We start from the raw sequence: 16568 nt of genomic DNA, 5'->3' as shown, positions 1-16568 counted from the left end.
AAATATAATTATTTTCCAAAAGTTGCTTTGCAATTACCACACATTTGAACAACTTTTCCTGTTCTAGGTCGTATTGCTCCTGTGAAATTAACTTGCGATGGAAAGGCCTGTGGATTTTTTAGGAGCAATTCATTTCCAGCATGAAATTCCGCACAACATGCTACTGATGTTTTATGAATATTTTTTGTTCCAGCTCCACCTAGCATTTCTACTACACCTTGTAATTGTGGTGCAATTTCAGTCGGAGCATCTGCGCTAATTCCAATCACTGTTTGCCCATTTAGTTCTGCCCCCACCACTGCCGATGGTGCACTTCCAGAAGCATATATATCAGATGCTGTCTTTTCAACTCGAGAGCTCAATCTCCTGATCCTATTAGCAGTTCTTAGTGAAGATATAGCGGCTCCTGTACCTCCAGTAAGCAAATCAATAGCTGCACCTTGTACTAATGGATTCTCAGAAACTTGCATCTGTAATTCCGTTTTACCACGTGATTCAGGAACAGAACCAAATGTAGGTCCCCAAGGATCACCAGATGATGGTGGAGTACCTATACCTCCTCCTCCAGCACTTCCAACATAAAATGTACTAACATGACCTTCTGAATTAAAAGTATCTGTAATACTTAAGTTAGTAGTATGAGAACTTACATTCCATGTTCCATTACCTCCTTTATTAACCGCTATACCATAAGAACCTGAACCTAATTTATCTGCCCACTGCTCAGCATGAATTCTAGCATCAGATTTGAAAAGATTATTAAAAAAACCTGCTCCTCTAACCCATCTACCATCGGGGTCTGTATAATTTATTGGGTTATCTAGGGTATAGTTATAAGGTGAATATCGTCTATACATTTCCCCCAAAGGATCTACAACTCCCCATCTTCCCAAATCCGGCATGTACATCCTCGCTCCATAATCGTACATTCCAGTCTCCTGCAATTCCTTGCCATTATACTTGTAATTCAAATATCCTCCTAACAAACCTTTCACTCCTCCAATATGGTTTAATCCAAACGGATAATAATTATTGGTATCTATTGATTCCAGAACTCCAGCATTATTTTTAGCAAAAGTCACCCTGGTATTTCCCAAGTGATCCATATAGTTGTAAATATAACGGTTTTCTGCGAAACTGTAAAAACCCTCTGATGTAGCAACAAAATCAAGTATCCATGAAGGTTGAATTGGCCTAAAAACATTGGTATCATTTTCATTTTTAAAAGCTTCCTGCTCATAGGCAACACTTGTCCGGCACCAAAGGCAAGTGGAGACCTCTGAATATTGATACTGGAACCCGTCCAGATAATCTGTCATATTAGTGGTGATCATTGTACTTCCTTTTCCTCCTTCACTTCTATAGGTTTTGCGGACTTTTGTTCCATCTGCTCTGTAAAGATAATTTAATCCAAAACCTGTGACCACACCAAGTGGACTGTTCTGGCTAATTGTAAAAGAGTTAGGCAAATTGAGATGATTGTATACAATAGTTTGGATTCCCTTATCTTTCATATCGGTCATATTTCCATTAAGGTCATAACCAATAATATTGTTTCCTCCTTCATATCCCGAGTTGTTAGGTGAATTTTCTATCACCTGATTTAGACGGTTCCCTGTATATTTATATTCAAGATTATCCACTTGTGTTGCGGTAGTTCCCGATACTGGATAAGCATTCCTCTTCAAAGTCATGATATTTCCATTCAGATCATAGGTTAGGTTCTCATTGAAATTGTTATTATACGGATTGGTAGCCCCAGGTTCTGTATAGATGGCATCTTTCAGCCTGTTAAGAGGATCATACGAATACGAATATCTTTTCAGAACATCTTCTGAAGCGTTTCTCCAATTCACCTCTGCAATATTTCCATTATACCTTCCTGAGGCTAAATTGGTGTATACAGGATTAGTATATTTAATTTCATACCCAAAGAGTTTTCCGTTCAAATTTGCTGGATCGTTGATTTTCGTCAACCATCCACGGATATTATACTTATAATCTATTGATTGCAGTGAATTGCCAAGATCTGTTCCTCCCACTTTTTTATTGGTAACCTGAGAAATTTCATTATAGGTATTTTGTGTCAGAATTTCTACCGGGTTACTGTCTACCTGATGTTTGTGTACTAATAACCTGTTCTGATTGTCATAATCAAACGTTTCTGTGATGACTCTTTCAGTATCAGTATCTAATCTTTTATGTCTAGTGACAGCCTGCTTCGTAACACCTGCAAAATCAAGCTTGGATTCTGTATGGGTATATCCACCTAAATGATTGATAGAGTGGCTTCCAATTATTCTTCCCTTGTTATCATAATAGGTATAGTTTTTTGTCCAATTATCATCTTCAATATTCTTTACAAAGCTTATCACAGGTAGTCCTTTGGTACTTCTTCCATCGATTGTAGGCATCTCGGAGAGTACGGGCTCTCCCTGAATATTTGAAGGAAAGGTAGGATTAAAACTGTATTCAGGATAAGTATCATAGTAATTAACACTTAAGACTTGAGTAACATTGGAAGGAGTGGAAACCTTAGTATAATATACAGGCATACCGTTTAAAGTCAAACCAGCTGCAGCAGTTCTGGTTTCATATAGATTAACATTGACATTGGCACTGTTTTGCATCGATGCCCTGCTGGCAGTATTATTGGTGATTCCCGTGTAAACGGTTCTTCCAAACTGGTCATATTTGGTAAAGAGCCATTGCTCTTTTCCTTTAAGCTCAGTATCCTGAGTCAGAATAAGCTGGTCAGCTTTATTATATACCATATACTCCCAGCCTTTGCCAGGAAGCTTCTTTTCTACCAGCCGGTTCCTCCCATCATATTTATATTGGTAGCATAAATCATTAAGTACCATATTGGGATCTGCTTCTACAGAAGCCTTGGGAGGAATCACATAAGCCAGCTGGTTATAATCATTGTAAACATAATAAGTATCTGCGTTTTCTGTAGCACTGATTACTTTTCTTACCAATGTAACCTGTCCCTGTCCGTTTTTAAATTCAATGGTAGGGTTTCCGTCTTCATTGGTAACTGTATTTTTATACAGCTGCCCTATTCCATAGGTCCCGGATAAGGAGAGTTGGGAAGTAAAAGTGGTATAGTTAAAAGTGGCAGTATACTTTTTAACCTCGCCATCTGCATTAACATCATATCCAAATTGTACGGGTTTATTGTCCCAGGCAGTTCCAACTTGTTTTTGCGCTAAAATACGGTCTAATGGTGAGGTCTCCAGAATTTTCTCTGAATAGATCTTTTCATTGCCATAGGTGGTAGGGTAAACGCCCAAAGGACCTGAATAGTAACTTCCGTTAGCTGTAGAAAGCTGGGGAACGGGAAGGTAATCTTTCACCTGCCTTCCAAACGGATCATATTCGATATGGGTCACAACATCACGACCCAAAGGTGATGCTTTTACATTCACGATTTGTTTGGGCCTTCCGAGTCCGTCAAAATATTGGACGGTTTCGGAGGTCTTAACATTAGCAAGGGTAGGGTCGGACAGGTAGGTCTTTGAATAGATATAATTTTCCGTATTGGTAAGCTGTCCCTGTGCAGTTCCCATGAGAAGAGTTCCTATTATAATTAGTATATTTTTCATTCTTGTTTTTATTTTTGGTATTGAAAATAAAAATTTATTGAATTCTGCGAAGCAGGATCAACCGTTCCAGAAATAAGTGTTGCATTGCAATTTCCAGAGGTATCAATAAAAATTCTCCATTTGCGATTAAAGCTTGTTTCTGTATAAATTATTTCTCTATTTACTGAAGGTATACAAGATGCTCCTACCTTACCAAAGGTTAACCCACTTCCCCAGCTCTGCCAAATTCCATAACTTGAAAATGAAACATAAAAATTAACATTGCTATTTACTGTCGTTGTTGAATTATAAATATATGATGGATTTCCGAGTACTGGAGAGAATGTAAAATCGCAAGATACAATCGGTATACAAGCACCATTTTGATTAGCTATATTTTGTCCATTAGTATTAACGTCTTCTATTGCCATCAAATTTGCTGCTAGTTTGCTCACATCAGAAGTATATGTTCCACTAGGAACAATATAGGTATAAGAACCTCCTACTGTATTACCAGTACAGTTTGTTCTTGTAAACACTCCACTTTTTTCATCATTAGTATTCACTGTAGGAGAGCTATTACCGTATCTATATTTAAATTCTTTTATTATTTTATTATTAACATCTACGATTTTTTCTAATCTATTAGTAATATCATATTTATAATACTCTCTAACTCCTGAAGGTGGTGTAACACTTGTTACTCCAATTAAAGGGTCATGAGTATAAGTAGTAACCTGATAATTGTTTAAATTATTATTTTTTCTAAGATTATCCTGTGCAACTAATAGCAACTCTTCTTTAACAGGATTTCCTGCATCTTCATTAGATAATGTAATGATGTTCTGAATATATGTACTTACATCATCATATTTAGCTCCTTCGATTTTTGCTATTGGTAAGCTAAAGTTATATCCCCAAATAATAGATACTGGGGATCCGTTTTTGGTTGTGTATTGGATAAGATTTCCTTTTGCATCATATTTATCCAATGTCACCTCTGTTGAAGATGTATTATCAATCAAATCAGAGGATTTTACAGATTTAGGGAGTATAAAATCACCAATCTGAACATCGGGTAATGAAGTAGGATAAATAGTTTCTATTTTTGATAAAGTTTTGGTTAATCCATTTTTTGTTTGTGTTACAATAGTCTCCATTGGAATTTCAACCATGTTCTTACTAATCATTAACTGATTTCCTTTTTCTTCAGCATAACTATAAGAAGTTTCATTTATCGACGTATCGGGAAATGTTGTTTTCTCTGTTTTAGGTAAATATCTGTTATTATAAGTCGTAAATAATTTTGTTTCCATATAATTACCAGTACCAGCTGGAAAATATTCTTTAGTTACGATAGATTCAAGCAAAGACTTATATAGGCTAATCGTATAAGTATGAATAAGTCCTCCAAATGGAGCATAACCATTTGTTGTAAAATTATGATCAACAAACGTACTTACAGGTTCTAATACTGCTCCAGATATAAAATAGGTATTTAAGTTATCTTGAGAATTAAACTTATAATTATATCCTACCTCTTTAATTAATGAATTATTTTCATCATAATATCTTTGTTTGGTTATATCCCCATTTCCAATAACATAATTCTTTCCTCTAGGCATCATGGTCAAACAAGAACCACTTACATTATTAATAAAATAGTTCTCGGTTTTTCCTTTTCCATTAACCTGTTCTATAACTTTAGAATACCCTACAGCGCCTTTTTGGGTAAGAGTTGATACACCTTCAGCCAGAGTACCTTCATATACTGATATCCTAAATGGATATTCTGCATATGTACTAGGTAAATATTGAATTGAACAACTTGGATTTGATACTATTGAACCTCCACCGAGATCACTTTGTAAGGTATAACATCTGTTTTCTATTTCATAAAATTTTGGAAATTCAGCTAAATTTCCATTGGATATAATTTTTGTTTTATTATTATTGAGTTCTTCATAAACATAATTTTTAATTAAAGGAACTGCACCTGGCTTTTCTATTGTTTTAATATTTTTTATCCTCACTCCTCCTCCCAAACTATAATCCTTTTCGGGATTTGAACTAATATTATCCATTAATGACTGTATTGGATAATTGGAAAATGTATTTAATTCATATTCGAACTCTGTTCTTCCCCCTGTTGGATAATTTATCCCTGTCAAAATTCCCGCTAATGCACTAAGAGAAGCTCTCCTATCGGATAAATATTTTTTACCATCTGCTTTATAAGTATAAAGCATAGTTGTCTCTTCATCAAAAATAGGTGTTGTTGGACTTGGAATTTGATATGCAGGGAGTTGATACCAGTATCCTGTTGGGTCTTGATTAAAAGATGTAAGGGTAAATGGATTTGTTCCTTTTACAAATTTATCCGGAGATGGAATAAAAGTATCATCATTATTCTGCCCATTGTAATATCCCCAAAAATCTACAGCAAAACTCAATTTATTAGGTAAGTTATATGCTGTATTATAATCAAAAGAATATCTTTCATTAGTCAGTGATTCGGTAAGGCTTAATAATCTCAATCTGTGTGTTAGGACTTTATTGTTTGGTGCTACTAACCAGCTAGCTATTTTTTCTGTATTAAGATTATCGTTAGCTATTAAATAGTCATAATTGAAATCATATTGTTTAATAAGTTTATAGTTGTTATATATTTTAACAGAAGTTAATTTCTTGGATTTATTAATATCCTCCCTGTCTTCCCAAGTAAATTCAACTTTACCATTGGTAAATTCAATTTTCTGAATATAATTTTCATCTATTCTTTGTTTATTATAATAATTTGCTCCAAAATTATTATTAAAATAGCTAGGTCCTGTACCACTTCCTGAAGGTATTCCTTGAGTAGGGGTAAAATTTACTCTTGTACTTCTTGAACCTGCTAATCTCCATATTCCGCTAAGTGAAAAATTAGAATAAAAAAACTTAATACTTTTTCCTTTTGTATCTTCTATTTTCGAAAGAAGATCAGAAATTCCGGTAGCGGGTGTTGTATAATTAGATCGTGTTATCTCTCTTTGATCAAAATAATAATTTAATCCTTTTTCGTCAGTAATCTGAAAATTATAATCTCCAAAAGCATTAGGCTGAAAACCCATACTAGGAATGATTTTAAAATTAATATTAGCCTGTCCCTCTATAGCAAATTTTGGATAATTAGTTTTAGTTGTTTTTGTCATATCCAAATAGGCTTTATAACTTTTACCTGGCAAATTAATAAGAAACAAATCAGGCTGAAAATCATATTCTGGATATAGAGAACCTTGCGGATCATTAACAAGCATTCGAAAAGTATTACTATAGTATGAGCTTACAGCAGTACTGTTATTCCATGTAGGAGTAGGGCAACCTGTTACTGATCCAACATAACCAGTGGCATTTTTAGGATAAATATTATAGTATCCATATGTACTAAAGTCATTGGCTCCCGCCATAATATGTGATACCATCCCACCTGTATTTAATGACCACCCTAATCCTACAGAAGAAGCTTCATCATTTACTTTTATTCCGCCAGAATGATATGAAATAGAGATTGGAACTTCAATATCACCTTCTTTAATTGTGTAAAGAGGTATAGTAATATCAGGTACTCCTGTATACAAAGAAACTGGTGTTTCGGCATACCTGAATAATGCTGCCGTATTAGGAGATACTACTGCTGTATTATTTACAGCGTTTTGGATAATAGAATTTGAAGCAGTTTGGATTTGAGCCTGAATTACCATTGTAGATAAGCAAGAAATCAATAGGATTATTTTTTTCATTATGTTTTATTTCTTAATCAATTTAGCATTAGCCATTTTATTAGTATCAGTTTTTATAGTTACCAGATAAGCTCCCTGAATGAGTGCTTGAGTATTAATCTTCGTTACTTTATTTTTTGTTTTAATACTTTGAAGCTGTCTTCCGCTCATGTCGTACAACAGAATATCAGCTTCTTTAAAGTCAAAGCCTATTTCTACGTAAGCATAATCTGATACTGGGTTTGGATAGATCTTGATATCGTATTTTTCGATTAACTGGTCAACCTGTTTGTCGCCAAGCTTTACTATTTTCCAGTTTTCTTTGCCGAGTTCTTCTGCACTGGTTCCGGCAAGGATAATGGAGCCGTCTCTGTTTAGCTTTAAATCAGAAAGTCTCTCTTCCTTCTTGCTTGATTCTCCTTTCACGTGTTTTCTCCACTGCTCATTTCCATTTTGATCCAAATACAGCATCCAGAAGGTTTCATCATCCGTTTCTATTCTTCCTTCAGCCTGGGTGTAGCCTCCCAGCAGAATGCCTTTAGACTTCTCGCTTCCATCTTCCATCCTTCCGTTTACTACGCTCATTCCCATCAGGATATCTCTGTTTTTGAAGTTGTAGGATTTTTGCCACTGTTCATCACCTTTTTCATTTAAAGAAATCAGCCATAAGTCTGTACCTTCTTCAATTCCAACCGTTTTATTGCCTGATCTTTCTGATCTGGATTCTCCCCCGATGATAAAGCCGGTTGAAGTTAACGCCAGGGTTCTGATATGATCATCGCCTTTCCCTCCAAAGTTCTTTTCCCATTCAACTTTTCCGGTCTTATCCAGCTTGACAATCCAATAATCGCCTTCACCAAAGTTGTTGCTGGCTTTGGAATAAGAGTCGTTCTTCACACTACTTCCAGCCTCCAGCTTCCCGCTTCCAGCCTTCACTTCAGAACTCCTCGAATACATTCCCAATAACGCTCCGCCATCTTTCGTTGGAATCATCTTCTCTACTTCATCCAACCCTTTTCCTCCTAAAATTAATTGGGAGAGTTCTTTTCCGTCTTTGTCCAATCTGGTAATTAAGACATCTTTGGAGCCGTATCCTTTTGCAGCGTTTTGCACGTTACCTGCAACAAAAAATCCCAGATCTGTCGTTTGAATCACTGCTCTGGCTTCTTCATCGGCGGGCGAGCCAATGGTTTTTTGCCAGATTTGGTCCCCAAATTCATTGATCCTGATCAACCAAAAATCAGATCCTCCGTTGGAGTCGTCTTTTTTATCCAGCCCTTTTCCAGAATAAGAAGTTCCGGCTAAAAGAAATCCACCATCCTGGGTGGTAACGGTTGCTGATAAATAATCATGGTTCTGCCCTGAGAAATATTTTTCCCAGACTTCTTCACCCTGCTGGTTTAATTTGACCAGGTGAAAATCGTAACCGTTGTTTTGCTTACTTCCAGCCTCCGGCTTCCCGCTTGCTGACTGTATAGAACTTCCAGTGATCAGATACTGCTGATCGATGGTTGTGGTGACCTGGCTCAGGAAATCCTGGGTAGAGGATTGGATGTCTTTCTGCCATACCACTTCCTGGGCAGATGTGCCCAGAACAGCGCCTAAGGTGAGCGCTCCGAGATAAAGTTTTTTCATTCCCGTATTGTTGTTTTTGAGTTAGTAATTAGTTTCTTAAAACTTCGCGAATTTAACATTTTTTAAGACATGAAAGTCACTTCCGTGAGATCTAATGTAAATCATACTATTTATTGTTTTATTCTCTTTACATATATTTAAAATTAATCTTATTCTGATGCAAAAACATCTCTGTATAACGACAGAACCCGTCGTATTAAAAATAAAAAGGGCCAACTCAAAAGAATTGACCCTTCCAAAAAACATTAACTGTTTATTGATAGAATTATGATGTTTTATTTCCAGCCTCCACCTAAACTTTTATAGATGTCGACTACTGTGCTGAGCTGTTTCTGTTTTGCTTCAATAAGCTCCATTTTGGCATCCAGCGCATCTCTCTGGTTCAGAAGAACTTCAAGATAATCTGCTCTTGAATTGCGGAACAACTGATTAGCTATATCAATAGACTGGTCCAGGGCTTTGGTTTCCTGTGATTTCAACTGATAATACTGATCAATATTTTTAACCTTCGACATTAAATTGGCGACATCCAGATAAGCATTCAAAATAGTTTTGTCATATTCATATAATGCCTGGATCTGTTTTGCATCCGCCGTCTGAAAATTAGCTTTTATCGCACTTTTGTTGATCAGGGGCCCCGCCAGTTCACCTGCCAGATTGTAAGCAATTGATTCCGGCAATTTAACAAGATATGAAGGTTTGAAAGCCTCCAGACCTAATGTTGCCGAAATTTCCAGAGAAGGATAAAACTCTTTTCTTGCTGCTTCCACATCCAGCTTTGAAGCTTTTAATTCCAGCTCCGCCTGCTTGATATCAGGTCGGTTGGCCAGTAACTGTGACGGAATTCCGGTATACACAGTTGGAGGAATGGTAGACATAAAATTTTCCTTTGTTCTCACGATCGGTTGTGGATATCTTCCCAGCAAGGCATTGATTTGGTTTTCCTTCTCCGTGATCTGCTGGCGGATCGTATATTCTGCCGCTTTGGATTTTGCCAGTTCTGCTTCAAATTTCTTTACCGCAAGTTCCGTTGCAGCAGCAGCTTCTTTCTGAATTTTGGAAATTTCCAATGCTCTTTGCTGAAGCTTGATATACTGCTGTATGATATCCAATTGATTATCAAGAGCCAACAATTCATAATAATTGTCAGCAACTTCTTCAATAAGATTAGACAGGACAAAGTTTTTTCCTTCAACGGTAGAAAGATAATGGGCCACTGCAGATTCTTTTTCTGTTCTGAGTTTTTTCCAGATGTCAATCTCCCAGCTTGCGTTTAATCCTGCTTCAAAATTGCCCAGTGGATCCGGCATTTCTTTTCCAGATTCAATCTCTGTGGTAGCATCACCGGCACCTTCACTGGTGTAACGTCCGGATTTTTTTAATCCTGCTCCTATTCCGGCGGAAACTGTTGGAGTAAGCCTTCCTTTTTTAGCTAAAACTCCACTTTTGGCAATTTCAATCTCCTGAAGAGTGATTAATAATTCCTGATTATTTTTTAAAGCTGTTTCAATCAGGGTTACCAGGTTTGGATCTGTAAAGAACTGTCTCCATGGAGTTGTTCCGCTATTGTTATTAGCATCCTGCTGCTCTTCCTGATTAAAGTTCTGAGGAATATTTTCTTTTACCTCGTCTTTTATGACAGTCGCCATCGGCGCCTTACAGCTTGCGAGTACAAGCGATAAGGCAATGGCTGTGATTATATTTTTAGTCTTCAAATTTTCCATCATGTTCGTAAGGTTCAGTTTGTTCTGTTAAAGGATTCTCTTCTTCATATTTTGCCAGTCTGGACTTGTCTGCAATGGTTCCGAAGATATAATATAATCCCGGGATAATCATCAATCCGAAAATGGTTCCGATCAACATCCCTCCTGCTGCTGCCGTACCAATGGTTCTGTTACCAACCGCTCCCGGTCCTGTTGCAATAACCAATGGAATCAAACCGGCAATGAATGCAAACGATGTCATCAGAATCGGACGGAAACGAATGGCAGCACCTTCAATAGCTGCTTTTGCTACAGGAATTCCCTCTTCGGCTTTCTTCTGTACAGCAAATTCTACAATTAACACTGCATTTTTACCCAGAAGCCCGATCAGCATGACCATTGCTACCTGCGCATAGATATTGTTTTCCAATCCTAACAGTTTTAAACATAAAAAGGCCCCAAAAATACCTACCGGAAGAGAAAGAATAACCGGAAGCGGCAGGATGAAACTTTCATATTGTGCCGAAAGGATCAGGTAAACGAATCCTAAACATACGAGGAAGATAAATACGGCTTCATTTCCCCGGCTAACTTCGTCTTTGGAAATACCTGCCCAGTCGATACCAAAACCTCTCGGAAGTGTTTTATCCGCAACTTCCTGAATCGCCTGAATCGCCTGTCCGCTACTATATCCGGGTGCCGGAGTTCCACTTACCTCTGCGGAGTTATACATATTATGTCTTGTAATCTCCGATAATCCGTATACTTTTTCCAATCTCATAAAGTCTGAATACGGAACCATCTGATCCTTATCATTTTTAACATACAGCTTCAGCAGGTCAGTTGGCAGGGCACGGTATTGAGGTCCGGCCTGAACAATCACCTTATATGGTCTGTCGAAACGGATGAAACTCGTCTCATAGTTGGAACCGATCAATGTAGATAGGTTATCCATTGCTTTTTCAATGGTGACTCCTTTTTGTTCTGCAAGATCGTTATCAATTTTAAGCATATATTGCGGGAAACTCGCAGAGTAGAATGTAAATGCCGACCCAAGTTCCGGGCGCTTCTTAAGCTCCTTCACAAAGTCATTACTTACCTGCTCCATTTTATGGTAATCTCCACTTCCTGCTTTATCCAGCAGACGGAGTTCAAAACCTCCTGCAGCTCCATATCCGGGAACGGAAGGCGGCTGGAAGAATTCTATATTGGCTCCCGGAATATTTTTGGCTTTTTCCTCAAGCTTTTCAATAATTTCTGCGGCAGATTCTTTACGTTCTTCCCAGCTTTTAAGGTTGATCAGACAGGTCCCTGAGTTGGATCCGGTACCTTCCGTTAAAATTTCATACCCGGCAAGGGAAGAAACGGACTGTACTCCATCAATATCTTCAGATTCTCTCAAAAGTTCTTTGGCAATCTGATTGGTTCTTTCTAAGGTAGATCCCGGAGGGGTCTGAATAATGGCATAGATCATTCCCTGATCTTCAGCCGGGATAAATCCGGAAGGCAGAGAGTTGCTCAGGAAGAATGTACAGGCACAAAATGCCAGCAGTAACGGCAATGTTATTGTCTTTTTTGTCACTGTTTTATTCAGCATCTTCTCATATCTTCCTGCTCCTTTTGTAAACACATTATTGAATTTATCCAGGAAAAGAGTAACCGGAGTTTTCTTTTTAGCTTTTCCGTGGTTATTTCTTAAGATCAGAGCACATAAAGCCGGTGTCAATGTAAGTGCCACCACTCCGGATAAAATAATGGATGAAGCCATTGTAATAGAGAACTGGCGGTAGAATACCCCAACCGGACCGGACATAAATGCAATCGGAATAAATACAGATGCCATTACCAATGTAATTGCGATAATCGCTCCACTGATTTCATGCATCGCTTCTTCTGTTGCTTTCAATGGAGAAAGATGTTTTTCTTCCATCTTGGCGTGAACGGCTTCAATTACCACAATTGCATCATCTACCACAACCCCGATCGCCATTACCAGGGCAAAGAGGGAAATCATATTCAGGGTAATTCCAAAGGCTGACATTACAGCGAACGTTCCCACTAATGAAACCGGAACGGCCAAGGCTGGAATCAACGTTGAACGCCAGTCGCCCAGGAACAGAAATACCACGATAGCAACCAGAATGAAAGCCTCAAATAAGGTATGGATCACTTTTTCCATAGAAGCATCCAGGAACCTTGAAACATCATAGCTGATGTCGTAATGCATTCCTTTCGGGAAGTTATTTTTTTCAAGATCCTTCATCAAAGCTTTCACATTTTTGATAACGTCACTTGCATTGGAACCATAGGATTGTTTTACGGTGATCGCCGCAGAAGGTTTTCCGTTCAATGTGGAATAAATATCATACATGGAACTTCCAAACTCTATATCGGCAACATCTTTCAGCCTTACAGATTCTCCGTTAGGTTTTGCTTTTAATATAATGTTTCCGTAATCTTTTTCATTATTGAAACGTCCCGGATATTTTAATACATATTCAAAAGACTGTGAGCGTTTTCCTGAACTTTCTCCCGTTTTACCCGGAGATGCTTCCAAACTCTGCTCATTCAGAGATTCCATCACTTCATCAGCTGAAATATTATAGGCTGTTAACCTGTCCGGTTTAAGCCAGATACGCATGGCGTATTCACGGGTTCCCAGGATATCGGCAAAACCAACACCACTTACCCTTCTCAGCTCAGACATCACATTGATATCTGCATAGTTGAAGAGGAATTTCTGGTCAGCCTTGGGATCATCACTATACAGGTTAATGTACATCAACATGTTAGGCTCTTCACGCGTAATCTTTACCCCCTCACGTACTACAAGAGGCGGTAATTTATTGACTACCGAAGATACACGGTTCTGAACGTTTACTGCAGCTACGTTGGGATCGGTTCCCAGATCAAATACAATCTGGATAGATGCTTCCCCGTCATTTCCGGCATCTGAAGTCATATATTTCATACCGGGAACCCCGTTCAATCCTCTTTCTAAGGGGATTACTACGGACTTAATCAGCAATTCGTTGTTAGCTCCGGGATATTCCGCTGTAATATTTACTTTAGGCGGAGAAATGGATGGAAACTGCGTCACCGGAAGTTTCACCAATGACAATATCCCCATAAATACAATAATCAATGAGATTACTATGGACAGAACTGGTCTGCGAATGAATTTTTTAAACATACTGCTTCATTTTAGAGACCCCTACTCTGCTTTTAATTTCAATGATTGAAGAACTTTCTTAGGATCCTGGAATTTTGTTTTCACTTTTTGATCATCCTTTACTTTCTGAACTCCTTCAAGAAGGATCTGATCCCCTTTTGAAATTCCTGAACCTACTACATAAAGATCCTGAAGCTCATAGGCTACTTTGATATTCCGGGATTTTGCCACTCCGTTTTTATCAACTACAAATACATATTTCTGATCCTGAATTTCATAGGTTGCTTTCTGTGGAATAATCAGAGCATTATGGACCGGCACTGACATCTGTACTTTACCTGTTTCGCCGTTTCTTAAAAGTTTATCCGGATTTGGGAATTTTGCCCGGAAAGCAATATTTCCCGTTTCATTATCAAACTCTCCTTCAATCGTCTGGATTTCTCCTTTCTGCGAATAGGTTTCTCCGTTTGCAGTGATCAGAGATACCTGATTACTGCCTCTGTCGGCCGCATGGGTCTGATAGCTTAAATATTCCGGCTCAGAAACGTTGAAGTATGTATAGATACTTGTATTGTCTGATAACGAAGTCAGCAGATCACCTTCATCTACAAGACTTCCTAATTTAAGAGGAATTCTATTGATAATACCGGAGAACGGCGCTTTGATATCGGTAAAGGAAAGATGGATCTGAGCCAGTTTCATTTCTGCATTGGCCGCATCAAGCTTAGCTTTTGCCATTGCTTTTTCATTCTTGGAAACAATGTTGTTTCCTGCTAATGTGCTTGCATTTTTAAGTTCGATAGAAGCCTGTTCTACCTCTGCTCTTGCTTTTAACAGTTCTGCCTGGTAGAGCTTAGGCATAATCCGGAACAATGTCTGTCCTGCCTGTACGTATTGTCCTTCATCTACAAAGATTTTTTCCAGGAAACCTTTTTCCTGAGCTCTGACTTCAATGTTTTTTACCGACTGAATCTGGGCTACATATTCCTTATTGATTACTGTATCCATTACTACAGGGGATGTTACCGGATATACGGTAACTTCTTCTTTTTCTTCTTTTTTCTTATTGCAGCCAACTGCCAATAAAAGGGCACTCAACGCAATTCCCGAAGCAACTCTCTTTATCATAATTCTAGAGTTTATATAAATCGTTAATGTTTTTGAATAAAAATAAACGGTAATAAAAGGGGTACGGTGTGCTGATTACCAACATATACACAACGCAAAGTATTTCCGCCGTAATAAGGCAGAAAGAAAACAGATCGTCAGAATTTTAAATTCTGATTGAACGGATAAGAATAAACCTTTTAGTGGCAACGCCAAGAACAAAGCCATGAATATCCGGATTAAACCGCTTGTTGCTTTTTAATCCAAAAATATAGACAAGACTGAAAACTGCAGAGAAAACAACAATCGCCTGCCATACATCAGACAGCTGGAAATCATTTTCGGCAAGTTCTAAAGTGGAATTATCCATATTATCGGCCATTTGCTGAATAGAAAGCTTTTCAAAAGTCTGATTCAAACGGTTGGCTTTTTTTGGCATATGATGAGAAACATGGCCGGAATAGTCATTTCGAAGAATTTTAACATTGAGTCTGCTTTCTACTACAAAGAGCAGAAAAAGACCGGTTAAAAGGTATACTATAAAGTTTCTCATTTTGAAGTCGCAAATGTACACCCAGATTATGATATTATCATAATAGATTAACAAAATTTAACTCTCCTTTAAATTAGCTGAATACAGAAATCTGATAAGTATTAAATATTTCCTTTATTCAGCCATAATCCGGGCAATTATGACATTTCATCTGTGCAGTTTTTGATTCTCAAAAATCAAGCCAATTTTATGAATTAAAAAAAATTCTGTTATAATGCTGTTGCTTTTTTAAACATTTTTAAAGGCCTGATGACCCAATTTTTGAAAACAGTACAGAAGCTTAGTTCAAAAAAAATGAAAAACTAAACTTTATCATAATTTCAGATTATTAACATTAACTTATTGTTATTCTCTTCTTTTTGAGTTATTTTTGCCGAAAATTTATACAACAAATGAGAACTGAAAAAAAAGCATTCTATACTACTGAAGATAAACCGGTTAAAAACCCTGAATTAACAACAACTATCCTTATTATTCAACAATAATTATTACTTTCTTTTTCGTGAATAATGTTTCAAAAAGCAGTGAGTTAAATTGACGTCAATTTAAATTTTCTGTTACTTTATGTAAAATTAACATATATTTATTAAAAATATTTGTAAATTTATATAGCATTAATACCATAATTCATGAAACACTTTAAAATCACTTATCACTATGAAAAAATTATTTACTCCGATCATTCTGGGATTGTCCATTCTTTCCTTAACAGCATGTAAACACCCCGGAAAAGAAACTGAAACAATTACTGCTGTGGCTCCTGAAAATACAGATGACATTTCAAAAAATGTGTATGTTGACAGCTATGGAGAAAAAATAGAAGTAACCATCAACAACACCAAAAATACGGCAACAATACATTTAAACGGTAAAACTTTTGACCTGAAAAAAAGCGGTGCCTTACCCGAGTATACAGCCTCTAATGAGGAGTATCAGTACTCTGATATTAAAGGAAATATAACTTTCCTGAAAAAGAATGCAGATATGGTCCTGTTCCATCTTAAACAGGCAAAAAAAGAGTCTGGTCCTGCAAAAATGGCATCGTATTAG

The 16568-nt window shown here is 37.3% G+C and carries 8 protein-coding genes; 1 reads left to right on the top strand and 7 read right to left on the bottom strand.

Annotation, left to right across the window (positions count from 1 at the left end):
• Positions 1-8 precede the first annotated feature (8 nt).
• The 7 genes from ACP3T3_RS19035 to ACP3T3_RS19005 form a co-directional block, all read right to left on the bottom strand.
• Positions 9-3608 carry a DUF6443 domain-containing protein gene (locus ACP3T3_RS19035; protein WP_426477313.1) on the bottom strand — a complete coding sequence of 1200 codons (3600 nt, stop codon included), beginning with the start codon at positions 3606-3608 and terminating at the stop codon, positions 9-11.
• Between the two features lie 8 nt (positions 3609-3616).
• The gene (locus ACP3T3_RS19030) at positions 3617-7369 is read right to left on the bottom strand and encodes a DUF5977 domain-containing protein (protein ID WP_426477312.1); all 3753 of its coding nucleotides are present in this window, start codon (positions 7367-7369) and stop codon (positions 3617-3619) included.
• Between the two features lie 6 nt (positions 7370-7375).
• Entirely contained in the window at positions 7376-8983 is a 1608-nt protein-coding gene (locus ACP3T3_RS19025; protein ID WP_426477311.1) for a T9SS type A sorting domain-containing protein, read from the bottom strand.
• 275 nt (positions 8984-9258) lie between these two features.
• Complete coding sequence (locus ACP3T3_RS19020) at positions 9259-10707, bottom strand: TolC family protein (RefSeq protein ID WP_426479990.1); 1449 nt, start codon at positions 10705-10707, stop codon at positions 9259-9261.
• A complete protein-coding gene (locus tag ACP3T3_RS19015) occupies positions 10688-13879 on the bottom strand; it encodes an efflux RND transporter permease subunit (RefSeq protein ID WP_426477310.1) in 3192 nt (1063 codons plus the stop codon). The genes ACP3T3_RS19020 and ACP3T3_RS19015 overlap by 20 nt, the downstream gene beginning before the upstream one ends.
• Positions 13880-13900: 21 nt before the next feature.
• Positions 13901-14983, bottom strand: a complete 1083-nt coding sequence (locus tag ACP3T3_RS19010) for an efflux RND transporter periplasmic adaptor subunit (protein ID WP_426479989.1) — start codon at positions 14981-14983, stop codon at positions 13901-13903.
• 148 nt (positions 14984-15131) lie between these two features.
• Entirely contained in the window at positions 15132-15518 is a 387-nt protein-coding gene (locus ACP3T3_RS19005; protein WP_426477309.1) for a hypothetical protein, read from the bottom strand.
• Positions 15519-16175: 657 nt separating this feature from the next.
• Between ACP3T3_RS19005 and ACP3T3_RS19000 the strand changes: the two genes are divergently transcribed.
• Complete coding sequence (locus ACP3T3_RS19000) at positions 16176-16568, top strand: multicopper oxidase domain-containing protein (protein WP_426477308.1); 393 nt, start codon at positions 16176-16178, stop codon at positions 16566-16568.

Origin of the sequence: Chryseobacterium sp. CBSDS_008 (assembly GCF_049959325.1) — a bacterium.
Taxonomy (GTDB): Bacteria; Bacteroidota; Bacteroidia; order Flavobacteriales; family Weeksellaceae; genus Chryseobacterium.
The sequence above is the reverse complement of the archived record's forward strand: the minus strand, read 5'-3'. Positions and strand labels throughout refer to the sequence as shown.

Coding starts and splice junctions, on each gene's coding strand:
- ACP3T3_RS19005 (WP_426477309.1), bottom strand. CDS start 15,518: ATGAGAAACTTTATAGTATACCTTTTAACCGGTCTTTTTCTGCTCTTT.
- ACP3T3_RS19015 (WP_426477310.1), bottom strand. CDS start 13,879: ATGTTTAAAAAATTCATTCGCAGACCAGTTCTGTCCATAGTAATCTCA.
- ACP3T3_RS19020 (WP_426479990.1), bottom strand. CDS start 10,707: ATGGAAAATTTGAAGACTAAAAATATAATCACAGCCATTGCCTTATCG.
- ACP3T3_RS19025 (WP_426477311.1), bottom strand. CDS start 8,983: ATGAAAAAACTTTATCTCGGAGCGCTCACCTTAGGCGCTGTTCTGGGC.
- ACP3T3_RS19030 (WP_426477312.1), bottom strand. CDS start 7,369: ATGAAAAAAATAATCCTATTGATTTCTTGCTTATCTACAATGGTAATT.
- ACP3T3_RS19035 (WP_426477313.1), bottom strand. CDS start 3,608: ATGAAAAATATACTAATTATAATAGGAACTCTTCTCATGGGAACTGCA.
- ACP3T3_RS19000 (WP_426477308.1), top strand. CDS start 16,176: ATGAAAAAATTATTTACTCCGATCATTCTGGGATTGTCCATTCTTTCC.